A 13,540-nucleotide genomic window follows, 5' to 3' on the forward strand; every position below is an offset into this window, starting at 1 on the left:
TCCGCGAGGCTCTCCAGACCCAGGGTGTGATACCGATTGACCAGTGAGTAGGCCGTGACCCGGCTATAGCGGGTCAGCGCCAGAATCTCGGCAAGGGGACGACGTTCTGCCAGGAGCGCAAAGAATTGCGCTCTGCGCCGCTGGACGGCACAGGTACTGGTCTCGAAGAGCTGCCAGAAGTCAGCCGCTTGATGTGCGAGGGGACGAGTGAAGAGTGCAGGTTTCATCCCTCTATTATAAACTGTTTAATCGGAATCCGTATGAAGCGGTGTTTTTCCGGTAAGGAACAGAGGGTGTCTTGTATACCGACGGCTGAAACGAGAAGCGGCGAACAGGAAAATCTTCCCATCCACCGCCTGCCTGCTCTGTCCTTATTCGCGTTCGCGTTCGCGTTCGGCGTTCAGTTGGGCCTGAAGCTGGGCCTGACGCTGGCGCACGTAGTCCTGGTGAAACCGGCTCTCGTCCAGCAGATCCGTGCCGACGGTCAGTTGGCCGGTGGCGAGTTCGCGCATGGCCTGGGTGACCAGGTTGCGGGTCCGCACACGCTGCTCGACGGGCAGCACGCTGGGCGCGCCAGAGCGCAGTTGCAACGCGCGCTTGGCCGTCACGACGCTCAAACGGTATTTGCTGTCGGTCATTGCGAGCAACTTGTCAATGTCTTTTTCCGCCATAATCCTCAATCCTCCATGTCCGGCGTGTGTCGCCTGACGTTTTCAATCCCTCAGCTTACTCCGGTGGCGGGCCAGCGACGGGCAACCAGCTTTCAAACCGGGCCTGTCAGCCGTGAAGGCCGGAAGCCTCCATCGCTGGAGACCCCGGCCTGAAATGGGAGGCGGCTTAGGACTGCTCTTCTTCGCTGCTGGAGTCGTCCTCGCTGCTCCCGCTCTCGGTGGCAGCGTCGTCGCCCGCTTCAGCGATGGCGTCGGCTTTGGCCTCTTCCAGGGTGGCCTCGCCTTCCAGCACGGCGGCAGCGGCTTCCTCGGTCAGCTCGCCAGCGGCAACCAGGCCAGCGATCTGGGCAGCCTGCTCCTCGGCCTCGGCTTCCTCGGCGCTCAGGCGCGGCGGCAGGACGCTGATCACAACCTGCTCGGGATCGACGGCCAGCTCGATACCCTCGGGCAGCTTGATCTGTCCGGCGGTAACGTGATCGCCGATCTGGAGCTTGCTCACGTCCACCAGCAGTTCCTGTGGGATGCGGCGCGGGCCGGGGGCAATGATGGCGAGGTTATGAATCACGGTGTCCAGCAGGCCGCCCATGATCTCGCCCTGGCTCTTGCCCGTGGTGTGGACCGGCACGGAAACTTCAATGGCCTCGCCGTAGGTGACCATGTAGAAGTCCACATGGATCGGCACGCGGCGGCGCTTGTCCATCTGAATGGCCTTGACCAGCGCGGGGAAGGTTTCCTGGCCTTCTACCGTGATGTCGTACAGGCCGGTGGTGCTGGTCTGACGGAAGGCCCGGTCAAAGGTCTTACGGTCTAGGGCAAAGGACACGTTGTTTTCCTTGTTATAGGCGACGGCGGGGATCATGCCTTCGGCCAGCTTTTCGCGGCTCTTGCGGGGTTGGGCGTTCAGTTCCATGTGCGTCTACTCTCCTTGGCGCTTTCCGTCTTCTGCTCCCCGCCGCGCGTCGGCTGGTCCTCTGCCGGGGGCGGGGGTCAAGCGGGCAACCCTGACAGCATAGCAAACCCCGGGCGGCCAGTGGAAGGGTCTGCCGTCATTTCTGCTAAACTCTCCGGCGGCACTGCACGGCTCCCGCCCCAAAGCGCTTTACGGGTGGAGGCGGCCCCAGTCAATACAGCGTCTGTCGCCGAACATTTTGGGACAGAATCTTCAAACAGAACTTTCAAACAGGACCTTCAAGGAGACACATGATCAGCGTTACCGAACTGAGAAACGGCACCAAAGTGGAGATGGACGGCGGCTTGTGGGAGTGTCTGGACTACTCGCACCTGAAGATGGGACGCGGCGGCGCGAAGGTGGTCACCAAGTTCCGCAACATGGAGTCCGGCAGCATCGTGGACCGCACCTTCAACAGCACCGAAAAGTTGCAGGACATCTACGTGGAAGGCAAGTCCATGCAGTACCTGTACAAGGACGGCAACGACTACATGTTCATGGACATGGAAACCTTCGAGCAGGTCACGCTGCCCCCCAGCCTGGTGGGCGACGCCTCCAAGTTCATGAAGGAAAACACCGAGGTTGACGTCGCCATGTACGGCGACAAGGCTCTGAGCATCACCCTGCCCAACCAGGTCATTCTGAAGATCGTGGAAACCGATCCCGGCCTGCGCGGTGACACAGCTTCGGGCGGCACCAAACCTGCCAAGCTGGAGACCGGCGCAACCGTGCAGGTGCCGCTGTTCGTAGAGCAGGACATCGATATCAAGGTGGACACCCGTACCGGCCAGTACCTCAGCCGCGCTTAAGGTCTGAGCTGAGACCGCCTCTACCTGCGGGTGGGGGCGGCTTCTTTGTTGACGGGGAAGACATGCGGAGCTGTAGCGCTGTGGATTACCGGCCAAACGGTACGGCGCGGGCCGCGGGCCTGCTGTTTCAGGAGTGGACGGACGCCACGCCAACGCGGGAGCTACTGGTTTTGATCCCGGATGTGAAGCCGTATCAGCCTGGAGCGTTTTAGAGGCGGGAGCTGCTGCGCCTGCTGGCGGTGCCGGGGCTAGCGGCTCAGACACATCCGCTGGACGCGGTTGTGATTGACGGCCATGTAACTTTGGATGCGACTTTGAATGAGGGCTGACGCGCTGGCCTGGGCGCGCATCTGTTCGCGGCACTGGACTCGCAGACTCTGGACTCGCAGATTCTAAACTCGTAAATTTCAGTCATCGGTGTGGCGAAGACAGCGTTTTAGGATTGGGGACATGCAGTGGCCCTGACGCGCGCGCGTCGGTAGTTTAAATCTCCTGTTAGGCATGGACACGGCTCGGGCAGCGGGCCAGATTCTTCAAATAGCTAGGCCGCACTCCTTCGCTCCGCTGCTCAAACGCGCGGATGCCCTCTGCCATCAAGCTCCGTGGCGGTTTGACGGCTGAACAGCCTTCCAGTCTTAGCCCAACCTTAAACTTGAGCGTATAGCACTCAAGTCTATTGACTCTGATCAACTGTAGCGTTATGCTGTTCCGAGTTTCAGAACTGTTGCCTCTACGGCGGCAGAATCCTATCCAATTCAAGGAGTCAAACGCATGGCTAAAGCTGTTGGGATCGACCTGGGAACCACAAATTCCGTTATTTCTGTCATGGAGGGCGGACGCCCCGAAGTGATCGTGAACGCCGAGGGCGCGCGCACCACGCCGTCCGTCGTGGCCTACAAGGGCGACGAGCGCCTGGTGGGGCAGATTGCCCGCCGTCAGGCCGCGCTGAATCCTGCGGCTACCCTGTTTGAAGTTAAGCGCTTCATTGGCCGCCGCTGGGATGAGGTCAAGGAAGAGGCCGGACGCAGCCCGTTTAACGTCAAGGAAGGCGAGGGCGGCTCCGTGCGCATTGAGGTGAACGGCAAGGACTACGCCCCCGAGCAGGTCAGCGCCGAGGTGCTGCGCAAGCTGGTGGCCGACGCCAGCGCCAAGCTGGGCCAGAAGATCACCGACGCAGTGATCACGGTTCCCGCGTACTTCGACAACTCGCAGCGTGAAGCCACCAAGCAGGCCGGGGAAATCGCGGGCCTCAACGTGCTGCGCGTGATCAACGAACCCACCGCCGCCGCGCTGGCCTACGGCCTGGAGCGCAAGGGCAACGAGACCGTGCTGGTCTTCGACCTGGGGGGTGGCACGTTCGACGTGACCATCCTAGAACTGGGCGACGGCGTGTTCGAGGTCAAATCCACCGCCGGGGACACCCACCTGGGCGGTGCGGATTTTGACCACCGCATCGTGGACTGGCTGGCCGGGGAATTTGAGAAGGAACATAAGTTCGACCTCCGCAAGGACAAGCAGGCCTTGCAGCGTCTGATCGAGGCCGCTGAGAAAGGCAAGATTGAGCTGTCCAACGCGACCGAAACGGCCATCAGCCTGCCCTTCATCACCTTTGATCCGGAAACGCGCACGCCGATGCACCTGGAGCGCACGCTGACCCGCGCCAAGTTTGAGGAACTGACCGCCGACCTGCTGCGCCGCGTGCGTCAGCCTGTCGAGCAGGCCCTCAAGGACGCCAAGCTTGACGCCAGCAAGATCGATGAGGTGATTCTGGTGGGCGGCAGCACCCGCACCCCCGCCGTCAAGCGCATCGTGCAGGAGCTGATCGGCAAGACGCCCAACGAGTCCGTGAACCCCGACGAAGCTGTGGCCCTCGGCGCTGCGGTGCAGGCGGGCATCATTCAGGGCGACTCCAGCCTGGGCGACATCGTGCTGGTGGACGTGACCCCGCTGACGCTGGGCGTGGAGGTCAAGGGCGGCATGATCGCGCCGATGATCACCCGCAATACCACCGTGCCCGCCAAGAAGACCGAGATCTACACCACCGCCGAGAACAACCAGCCAGGTGTGGAAATCAACGTGTTACAAGGCGAGCGCCCGATGGCAACCGACAACAAGAGCCTGGGCCGCTTCAAGCTGGAAGGCATTCCCCCGATGCCCGCCGGACGCGCACAGATCGAGGTCACCTTCGACATTGACGCTAACGGCATCCTGCACGTGACCGCCAAGGAAAAGAACAGCGGCAAGGAATCCAGCATCCGCATCGAGAACACCACCACGCTGGACAAGAGCGACGTGGAGAAGATGGTCAAGGAAGCCGAGGAAAACGCCGTGGCCGACAAGGCCCGCCGCGAGAAGGTGGAAAAGCGCAACAACCTCGACAGCCTGCGCGTTCAGGCCCTGGGCCAGATCGAGGAAAATGCTGCGGCCCCGCAGGACGCTAAGGACAAACTGAAGGCCGCCGCCGATGGGGCCGAGGAAGCCGTCCGCAATGACGACGACGTCCAGATTGCCGACGCCCAGAAGAAGCTGGAAGAGGAACTGCGCGAGTTCATGACCGCCAACCAGAACGCGGCGCAGGCCCAGGGCCAGCCCGAGGGTGAGGACGGCGGCGTGAACATCGGCAAGGACAAGGCCGAGGATGACGACGTGATCGACGCGGATTTCAAGCCCGCGCCTTAAGGGCGAAAAAAAACCCTCAGTCAGCTTCGCTGCCAGCTCCCCTCAAAAGGGAGCCGAGAAGCGCAGAAGATAGGGCGACGCAGGAATCTCCTTGCCTCCCTTTTAAGGGGAGGTCCCCCGAAGGGGGGGAGGGGTTAAACCGCAAGCGCCACCCCGACGCTCCTCTGAGAACGAGGCACACCCTCACTGGGAGAGGACGGCTACAACAGCCCCTCTCCCTTATCCTTAAACCGATGTTCAGAAAACGAGGCCCGCAGATGACAGACGACAAGACCAGAAACGGCGCAGTCCCGAACGCTGAAGCCGAAGCCACCGAGAACCTGAAATTCACCCCCGCCCGGAACCCAAGGAATCCCAGCACAGCGCAGACTATTGACGCGGACGGCGACATCATCGACGCCGAGTTGCTGAGTGACGAAGACGGCGAGGAGGCCGACTTCGCAGGTTTTCCCGGCATGGACGAGGGTATGATGGCCCAGGTCCAGGAAATGATGGGCAAGCTGGAGCGCGTCGAGGAGCTTGAGAAAGAGAACGCCGACCTGCGCTTCAAGCTGGGCCGCCTGGCCGCCGACTTCGACGGTTACCGCACCCGCACCACGCAGGACATTGACGCCGCCGAGGGCAAGGGCATTTCTAAAGCTGCCGAGCAGCTCATGCCCGTCTACGACGATCTGGAACGCGCCGTGACGATGGGCGCGGAAGACCCCGCCAAGCTGATTCCGGGCATGCAGGCCGTGCAGAGCAAGGTGCTGAGCATCTTTGCCAAGCTGGGGCTGGAAGCCACCGGTCAGGAAGGCGAACACTTCGACCCCCAGTGGCATGAGGCGCTTCAGGCCGTTCCCGGCGACGAGGACGACAGGATCGTGCAGGTCTTCCAGGTGGGCTTCCGCATGGGCGACAGGCTGGTGCGCCCGGCGCGTGTGGTGGTCAGCCGCAAAGGTTGACGGTTGATGGAGGAAGCTTGATGGAAAAGACGAACGGCAGCCGACGCCACCGCAGGAGATCCCATCACCCATGAATCAGCAACCATCAACATCCTCCGATCCCCTGCACGGCGTCACGTTGCAGCTCATGCTGGAGCGGCTGCACGACGCCTACGGCTGGGAGGAGCTGGCCCGCCGCGTGCCGATCAACTGTTTTGCATCCAACCCCAGTATCCAGAGCAGCCTCAAGTTTCTGCGCCGCATGCCCTGGGCGCGGGCCAAGGTGGAGGGGCTTTATCTGGAACTGGTGAGTGTGTAACAGGTCTAAGAGTCGAAGGGTTTAAGGGCTAGAAACCCTGGTCTGTCGCCCAGATATTCCTAAATACTTAGCCCCTCAGACCCGCCGGAGGCGCAATGGCGTACAAAGATTATTACGATGTGCTGGGCGTCTCCCGTGGGGCGTCCGACGCGGACATCAAATCGGCCTACCGCAAAATGGCCAAGCAGTACCACCCCGACAAGAATGCCGGGGACGAGAAGGCCGCCGACCGCTTCAAGGAAATCGGCGAGGCGTACGCCGTACTCAATGACCCAGAAAAGCGCAGGGTTTTTGACCAGTTCGGTCATACCGGGCAGGTACCGCCGGGTTACGGCGATATGGGCGGCTTCCAGGGTGGAGACTTCGCGGGCTTTGATCCGGGACAGTTCAGTGACTTCTTCCAGGGCCTGTTTGGTCAGGCGGCGCGGGGCCGGGCCGGGGGCATGGGCGGCGGCTATCCCGGCGGACAGCAGGTCAATCTAGAAGACCTGCTGGGCGGTCTGGGCGGCGCGGGGCAGCAAAGGCGCTTCGTGCAGAACGTGGAAGGCGAGTTGCAGGTCACGCTGGAAGAGGCCTTCAGCGGCTCCGATGAAGTGATCAACGTGGACGGCAAACGCCTGAGCATGCGCGTTCCGGCTGGTACCCGCGACGGCGCGCGGCTGCGGCTGGCCGGACAGGGGCCGGGGGGCGGCGACGTGCTGCTGACCATCCGCGTGCTGGAAGACGCCCGCTTTGATCTGGAGGGCGATCACCTCACCACCAGCGTAGACGTTCCCGCTCCAGTGGCCGTGCTGGGCGGCGACATCAGCGTGCAGACCTTGAGCGGACGCGGCAACCTGAGCATTCCCCCCGGCAGCAGCGGGGGCCGCCGCATGAGACTGCGCGGTCAGGGCTGGCCCAAAAAGGACGGGTCGCGCGGCGACCTGTACGTGCGCCTGAACGTGACCGTGCCCGCCACGCCCAGCGACGAGGAAAAGGAGCTGTACCGCAAACTGCGCGAGTTGCAGAAGTAGACCGGCTCAAGTTTGAAACGGGGGATGTGGATTGCTCTGCCTCCCCTCGTATTCTCTCTGTCTGCTTCGGCTACGGCACGTCTTCGTCGTCCAGCACCGGCACGTCGCCTACCGGCAACTGCACATGCGCCGCCGTGCCCCTGCCGACCTCGCTTTCCAGCCAGATGCGCCCGCCGTGCGCCTCCACGATGCCGCGCGCGATGCTCAGGCCCAGGCCCGCGCCGCCCACGTCGCGGCTGCGGCTGTCTTCCAGGCGGTAGAAGCGGCCAAACAGCCGGTCCAATTGATCCCCGGGAATACCGGGGCCGTCGTCGGTCACGCTCAGGCGGACCTCGGTGCCGTCCTCTTCCGGCTGGCTGCTCAGGGTGATGGTCCGCGCCCCGGCCTTGAGGGCGTTGCTGACCAGATTGATGATGACCTGCTTGAGGCGGTCCGGGTCGCCCTCGAAGGTCACCTCCCGCCCGGCCACCGGCAGGCGGGAGTTCTGGGCCTGGGCCAGTGGCATCAGCTCGCGGGCGATCTCGGCCAGAAACAGACCCGACAGGATCGGCTCGTGGGTCAACACCAGCGCGCCGCTGTCGCTGCGGGCCAGTTGCAGCAGGCTGGCGATCAGGTTGGTCAGGCGCTCGGACTCGCTGCGGATGATCTTGAGGCTTTCCTGCTGCTGTCCGCTGGGACTGGTGCGGCGCAGCAGGTAGCTGGCGTGGCCGCTGATGGCGGTGACGGGAGTGCGCAGTTCGTGGCTGGCGTCGCTGGTAAAGCGCCGCTGGGCCTCGAAGCTGTCCTCCAGACGGCCCAGCATGCTGTTCAGCGCCCCGGCCAGCGCCTGCACCTCGTCCCCCGTCTCGGGTTCGGGCACGCGCTCGGTCAGGTTCTGCCCGCCGATGCCCTCGGCGGCGCGCTGCACCAGCCCCAGGGGCCGCAGCGCCCGCCCGGCCAGCAGGTACGCGCCCACGCCCGCCGTGATCAGCCCGGCCAGGAACAGCAGGGCGATCACAGTCCGCAGGTCCACCAGCGTGCGCTGGATGTCTTGCAGGCTGCGGCCCACGTACACGATGGTCAGCGTGTCATTGCTGCCCGGCAGCCCCAGCGGCGACGGTTGCAGCGACAGCGGGGCCAGCCGCACCAGCACCCGCATGGGCGTGGGTTTATCGGGGTAGACCTCCTGCACGTCCTGATCAATCAGCAGTTGCCCGTCCGGCGAGCGGATCAGCTCGGCCAGTTGCTCATCAGACAGCGTGATGGGCTTCTCGCGGTCGATCCCGGTGGAGTTCCGTGTCTGGCCACGCAGGGAATTGAGAATGTTGAACAGGCTCTGACGTTCGTCAGAATTGACCGCCTGGGTCAGCCGGTCGGTCAGCAGCGGCAGGTCATAGAAAGTCAGCCGCTCGATCTGGAGGGCGTAGTTGGGGAACTGATAGCGCAGACTTATGAAATCGCCCGCCGCGTCCCGGCTCTCGGTGCTGGCAGAGGACAGGTTCAGCGATGGCAGCAACTGCACGAACTGTCCATAGATGGAAGTGAGATCACGGTTGACGCCCGTGATCAGGTTGTTACGCATGATCACCAGCGTGGTGACGGCCACCGTCAGCAGCAGCGCGGCCAGCAGCGCCGTGTAGAACTGGGTCAGCCGCCAGCGCAGGGTCCTGCGGCGGCGACCCCCCGGTTCGGCGGGCGCAGGTCCGCCCCTGACCGCGCGGGTGGCCCCGGCGAGCTGGCGTGGCAACAAAGGGACCCTCACGCCCGGCAGTGTAACGGTCCGGCGTGAGGGTCAGCGTGATGGGCACTGAAAAAGCTGGGGAACTGAAAAAGCTGGGGATGGGCTGAGCTTTATTCCTCGCGCAGCACGTAACCCACGCCGCGCACAGTGTGGATCAGCCGCCGCTCGCCGCCCTCCTCCAGCTTGCGGCGCAGGTAGCCGATGTAGACGTCCACCACGTTGCTGCCGCCGGTGTACTCGGGCCAGACCTTTTCCTCGATCTCGAAGCGCGAGAAGACCTTGCCGGGGTTGCGGGCCAGCAGTTCCAGCAGCTCGAACTCCTTGGCCGACAGCTCCACGCGCCGCCCGCCCCGGAAGATCTCACGGCCATCGAGGTTCATGACCAGATCGGCCACGCGCACCTCGCCGGTCACGGCAGGATTGACCCGGCGCAGGTGGGCGCGCACGCGGGCCAGCAGTTCCTCGATGGAAAAGGGCTTGATCAGGTAGTCGTCTGCGCCCGAGTCCAGCCCCTCCACCTTGTCCTGAATGCCGTCCTTGGCGGTCAGGATGATAATCGGGGTGTTGCTGGTCTTGCGGATGCGCCGGGCGACCTCTAGGCCGTCCAGCACGGGCAGCATCAGGTCCAGGATCACCAGATCGGGGTTGACCTCGCGGAATTTGGACAGGCCGGTCACGCCGTCGAAGGCGACTTCGGTGGCGTAGCCCTCGGCGGCCAGTTCGAGTTCGATAAAGCGGGCGATATCTTTTTCATCCTCGATCACGAGGACGAGAGGCTTGCGTTCCATAGGGCCAGTCTAGGGAGCGTTCTCATGAGAAGACGCGAGGGGTGCTTAATCGGCTTTCATCCGGTTGCGGCGTTTGACCGGCACCCGGCTCCAGAGTTAGCCTCTGCGCCGCCACCTTGACAGGCTGTCCATAGGGCGGCCTGTATCTGCGTCGATCAGACGATAAAGCCGTGCAGGGGCGCGAGCGTCCTGAAGGCGATCCACTGGCCGGGCATGACCGGGGGCAATTCCTCAAAGGCCGCCAGCACCAGCGGCAGCCGCGCCTGCACCACCCACGCCCGGCCCACGGTGTGCGTGACCTGCCCGCAGCCCTCCAGCGCCGAGACGCCCTGCACGCTCAGGGTTTCAAGGTGTTCTTCTCCGGACAGCAGTTCCAGCGAATCCGGTTCCAGCACGCCGTGGACCACCACCCACGCCGCGCCGGGCCGCGCCGCGTAGGGGCCGCTGCGGTCAAACAGGTAGAGCACCCGGCCCCCCGCCACGAATTCCAGCAGCGGGCTGCCCTCGGGCTGCGGGTAGACCAGGCCGTGGGCGGCATGGGGCGCGAAGCGAGCCGCAAAATCCCGCTCGGAGCTTTCCAGCGTCAACGGCTACTCCAGCATGGGAGAGAGGGGCACGCGGCGGCGGTCATGGGCGGATTCTAACGGACGGGCCGTCCTGTGATTCCGCTCGTAATCGGTCTTCCAGCAGCCTCAGCGTGGGGCGCGGCGTAGCCCCGTCCAGCCGGTCCAGCAGCGCGTCGGCCCGCTCCAAGGCAAAGGTGCCCTCCACCTCGCGCAGCACGTGGATCAGGACCAGACCGTGCAGCCGCTCCAGCACCGCCCAGCCCCGGCTTTCCGGCACCTGAAGATCACGGGCGCGGGCCAGCAAGGTCAGCGCCCGCCGCTCATCGCCGTCCGCGAACGCCCGCGCGGCCTCTGGCGGCACGAGATTCAGGTCAGGGTGCGCCATGTCACGTCCAGGGTTACCCCAGCCAGCATGGTCAGCGCCAGCCACATGTTGGCGTCGAAAAAGGCCACGTTGACGCGCCCCAGATCGCCTGGATTGACGATGCGGTGCTCGTACAGCAAGATCGCGCCCATCGCCACGGCAGCCAGGTAATACCAGCCGCTGGCCCCGGCCACCACGCCCACCAGCAACAGCAGTGCGAAGGTCAGCGCGTGGCTGGCGGCGGCGATCTTCAGGGCGCGCGGAATGCCGAAGCGTGCGGGGATGCTTTGAATACCGTTCTTGACATCAAAATCCCGGTCCAGCGTGGCGTAGATCACGTCCAGGCCGATCATCCAGAAGATGACCACGGCCCACAGCACCCAGGCGGTGGGGGCAAAATGGCCGGTCACGGCGACGTAGCCGCCCGCCGCCGCCGCGCCGTCGGTGACGCCCAGCCACGCGTGGCACAGCCAGGTGTATCTCTTGGTGTACGGGTAGCCGATCAGAAAGACCACCGCCAGCGGCAGCAGCGCCAGACACAGCGGGTTAAGCTGCGCCGCTGCAAAGGCCATGACTGCCAGGCTGATCCCCACCAGCGCCCACGCCTGGGCCGGGCTGACCTTGCCCGCCGGGACCTCGCGCCCCGCCGTGCGCGGATTGCAGGCGTCGATGGCGCGGTCGATCACGCGGTTGGCCCCCATCGCCGCCGTGCGGGCCGCCGCCATCGCCACCGTGACCCACAGCAGCACGCCGAATCCGGGCCAGCCGCTGCCGTTTTGCGTTATGCTGGCCAGCAACATGCCCGCGTACGCGAAGGGCAGGGCGAATACGGTATGTTCGAATTTCACCAGGTCCAGGTAGGTTTTCAGACGCGGGGCCACGCTCATGCTGGGCGCAGCATACGCCGAATGGCCTGAGGCGGCATTGCGGGCCTAACATTCGCGGTGGGCATTTGCTATAGTGCCGCCTGCGCGTGAATGTCGAGGCGTAGCGCAGGCTGGTAGCGCACTTGGTTTGGGACCAAGGGGTCGCTGGTTCGAATCCAGTCGCCTCGACCAACACTTTCCCCGTTTCCCAGCGGGGCACGCGCAGTGGGCGGGATTGGTGTAGTGGTAGCACAGCAGCCTTCCAAGCTTCTGGCCTCGGTTCGAATCCGTGATCCCGCTCCACAGTCCCATGAAGGCTCCCCTGCGGGAGCTTTTGCCCTTTGGAGAATGTCTGGGCACCCTTAGCTCAGTTGGATAGAGCAACCGCCTTCTAAGCGGTCGGTCAATGGTTCGAGTCCATTAGGGTGCACCACAAAGAACCTCGTCTAGTGCGTGGTTCTTTCCTTTTGATACGCGTGCCCAACACGTCTAAAATCCTTCCTGTGCCCAACGCGTGCCCAACAGAGATTTCAGGCACTCGATTCGGTTTCTTTCTTAAGGGCGGTGGAGTCCAGCGTCAGTCCTTTGCGTTCCTCGTCAAAGACCGTCCGGTAGCGGTCTCGCGTAAATGAGGGCCGGGCGTGTCCGACGTGGGCGCTGATGACCTCCACAGATCGCCCCTGTTGCCCCTGGATTGAGATGAAGCTGTGCCGCAGGACGTGCGTGCCCTTGTACTCCACATCTGCCGCCTTGCACAGTTGTTTCATGGTGCGGTACACGTTGTCGGGAAGGATCGGCGTACCAAGTGAATTGGTGAACACCGAACCGCTGCCCACGTAGCTTTCCCCTTTGGCTTCCCGCTTCAGAGCGTCCACCTCAAGCTGTTCTTGCAAAATGGCCAGCGCGTCTCCGGCAACGTGGATGGTCCGGCGAGAACGGTTGGTCTTTGGGGTGGTTCGGTGCAGATGGCCGCCCAAGCTGACCAGAGCTTCCTCAACGCGGACAGCGCCAGTTTGTAGGTCCACATGCTCCCAGCGCAGTCCCAGAGCCTCGGCAATGCGTATGCCCGTTGAGAGCATGAAGCAGAACACCACGCCCTGGGAATGCACTCGGGCCACGGTATAGAACTTGCTGGCCTCTTCTTCCGTCCATGACTTGAAAGTGTCGTCCTGCGCCGCTTGCTGGGTGTAGCGCGGACGTGCAGTGTCGGCTGGATGCCGCATCAAGTCACCGTGCCGCACCGCGTCATTGAAAGCCAGGTGGAGCAGGTTATGGATTTGCCGTTTCATTGAGTCGCCCAGCGGTTTTCCCAGGGTGTCCTGCCGCCGTGGGTCCTGGTGCTGAAGCGCCGCATAAAAGGTTTCCAGATCACGGGGTGTGATGCTGCCCAGCTTGCGCTTCCCGATCCCCGGCACGATGTGCTTGAGAATCAAACCCTGTTGAGCGCGACTGTACTTGGCTGCTTGTGCGGGTGCGCGTAGCTCGTGCCAGGGCAGCAGATACTCTTCCAACGTTGTTTTCTGGGTTACGGCAAATTGCTCAGTACCCGACACTTTTCGAGTGGGCTTGAAATCCGTCGTCCAATACGCGAAAACAGAGCGCGTCTCCCGTTGCCCTGAAATCGTTCAGTCTGTGCTTCGTTTCCCACTTCCCCCAATACCGCAAAAATCAGGTGGAACTGCTCGCCTTGCTCGTCCTGGCCTTGATTGGAGCCAAAGACGTTCGCCACGCGGCACTGGCCGAGCGTTGCCCTGGCAACGCTCAAACGGCTTCCGTCATCCGCCAGATCGAGCGATTCTTTCACCAGCATCCGCTCTGTCCTCTGGATGTCGCTCGTCTGGTGCTGGCCCTGCTGCCTGACGTCAAGCACCGC

General features: G+C 63.4%; 15 protein-coding genes and 3 tRNA genes. 8 read left to right on the forward strand and 10 right to left on the reverse strand.

The genetic code is table 11. The annotated features are described in order from the left end of the window. The 3 genes from Q322_RS21235 to Q322_RS0117710 form a co-directional block, all read right to left on the reverse strand. On the reverse strand, window positions 1-227 hold a 227-nt coding region (locus Q322_RS21235), incomplete at its 3' end, for a helix-turn-helix domain-containing protein (RefSeq protein WP_034418992.1). Window positions 228-371: 144 nt separating this feature from the next. After that, a complete protein-coding gene (gene rpoZ, locus Q322_RS0117705; RefSeq protein ID WP_029479208.1) occupies window positions 372-671 on the reverse strand; it encodes a DNA-directed RNA polymerase subunit omega in 300 nt (99 codons plus the stop codon). A 166-nt stretch (window positions 672-837) separates the two neighbouring features. Next, a complete protein-coding gene (locus Q322_RS0117710) occupies window positions 838-1,581 on the reverse strand; it encodes a 50S ribosomal protein L25/general stress protein Ctc (RefSeq protein ID WP_029479209.1) in 744 nt (247 codons plus the stop codon). Window positions 1,582-1,871: 290 nt separating this feature from the next. Between Q322_RS0117710 and efp the strand changes: the two genes are divergently transcribed. The 5 genes from efp (at window position 1,872) to Q322_RS0117735 (ending at window position 7,363) form a co-directional block, all read left to right on the forward strand. Next, window positions 1,872-2,429: an elongation factor P gene (gene efp, locus Q322_RS0117715; protein ID WP_029479210.1), complete on the forward strand. Its 558-nt coding sequence runs from the start codon at window positions 1,872-1,874 to the stop codon at window positions 2,427-2,429. A 771-nt stretch (window positions 2,430-3,200) separates the two neighbouring features. Continuing rightward, window positions 3,201-5,108 (forward strand): molecular chaperone DnaK, encoded by a 1,908-nt coding sequence (gene dnaK, locus Q322_RS0117720; protein ID WP_029479211.1) that lies wholly within the window; start codon window positions 3,201-3,203, stop codon window positions 5,106-5,108. A 233-nt stretch (window positions 5,109-5,341) separates the two neighbouring features. Then, a complete protein-coding gene (locus Q322_RS0117725) occupies window positions 5,342-6,052 on the forward strand; it encodes a nucleotide exchange factor GrpE (protein WP_029479212.1) in 711 nt (236 codons plus the stop codon). A gap of 70 nt (window positions 6,053-6,122) precedes the next feature. After that, window positions 6,123-6,350, forward strand: coding sequence for a VF530 family protein (locus Q322_RS0117730; protein WP_029479213.1), 228 nt, complete (start codon window positions 6,123-6,125; stop codon window positions 6,348-6,350). A gap of 95 nt (window positions 6,351-6,445) precedes the next feature. After that, on the forward strand, window positions 6,446-7,363 hold the full coding sequence (locus tag Q322_RS0117735) for a DnaJ C-terminal domain-containing protein (RefSeq protein ID WP_029479214.1): 918 nt from the start codon (window positions 6,446-6,448) through the stop codon (window positions 7,361-7,363). 70 nt (window positions 7,364-7,433) lie between these two features. On the opposite strand, the gene Q322_RS0117740 is transcribed toward Q322_RS0117735, so the two are convergent. The 5 genes from Q322_RS0117740 to mqnP all read right to left on the reverse strand — a co-directional run bounded on the left by Q322_RS0117740 (window position 7,434) and on the right by mqnP (window position 11,688). Next, on the reverse strand, window positions 7,434-9,104 hold the full coding sequence (locus Q322_RS0117740; RefSeq protein WP_245593310.1) for a sensor histidine kinase: 1,671 nt from the start codon (window positions 9,102-9,104) through the stop codon (window positions 7,434-7,436). An 89-nt stretch (window positions 9,105-9,193) separates the two neighbouring features. After that, window positions 9,194-9,871, reverse strand: coding sequence for a response regulator transcription factor (locus tag Q322_RS0117745; protein ID WP_010887388.1), 678 nt, complete (start codon window positions 9,869-9,871; stop codon window positions 9,194-9,196). A 155-nt stretch (window positions 9,872-10,026) separates the two neighbouring features. After that, window positions 10,027-10,458, reverse strand: a complete 432-nt coding sequence (locus tag Q322_RS0117750) for a hypothetical protein (protein ID WP_029479216.1) — start codon at window positions 10,456-10,458, stop codon at window positions 10,027-10,029. A gap of 40 nt (window positions 10,459-10,498) precedes the next feature. After that, window positions 10,499-10,822 (reverse strand): hypothetical protein, encoded by a 324-nt coding sequence (locus Q322_RS0117755; protein ID WP_029479217.1) that lies wholly within the window; start codon window positions 10,820-10,822, stop codon window positions 10,499-10,501. Beyond that, complete coding sequence (mqnP, locus tag Q322_RS0117760; RefSeq protein ID WP_029479218.1) at window positions 10,804-11,688, reverse strand: menaquinone biosynthesis prenyltransferase MqnP; 885 nt, start codon at window positions 11,686-11,688, stop codon at window positions 10,804-10,806. Before mqnP ends, Q322_RS0117755 begins: the two co-directional genes overlap by 19 nt. A gap of 94 nt (window positions 11,689-11,782) precedes the next feature. Here mqnP and Q322_RS0117765 point away from each other — a divergent pair. From Q322_RS0117765 to Q322_RS0117775, 3 genes are all read left to right on the forward strand, one after another. Then, window positions 11,783-11,859 (forward strand) — tRNA-Pro (locus tag Q322_RS0117765). A gap of 37 nt (window positions 11,860-11,896) precedes the next feature. After that, window positions 11,897-11,970, forward strand: a tRNA-Gly gene (locus Q322_RS0117770). A gap of 53 nt (window positions 11,971-12,023) precedes the next feature. Beyond that, window positions 12,024-12,100, forward strand: a tRNA-Arg gene (locus Q322_RS0117775). 97 nt (window positions 12,101-12,197) lie between these two features. On the opposite strand, the gene Q322_RS0117780 is transcribed toward Q322_RS0117775, so the two are convergent. Continuing rightward, window positions 12,198-13,220: a tyrosine-type recombinase/integrase gene (locus Q322_RS0117780; protein ID WP_245593311.1), complete on the reverse strand. Its 1,023-nt coding sequence runs from the start codon at window positions 13,218-13,220 to the stop codon at window positions 12,198-12,200. Beyond that, on the reverse strand, window positions 13,193-13,540 hold a 348-nt coding region (locus Q322_RS0117785), incomplete at its 5' end, for a hypothetical protein (protein ID WP_029479220.1). The genes Q322_RS0117785 and Q322_RS0117780, both read right to left, overlap by 28 nt.

The organism is Deinococcus frigens DSM 12807 (genome assembly GCF_000701425.1).
GTDB classification, from domain to species: domain Bacteria; phylum Deinococcota; class Deinococci; order Deinococcales; family Deinococcaceae; genus Deinococcus; species Deinococcus frigens.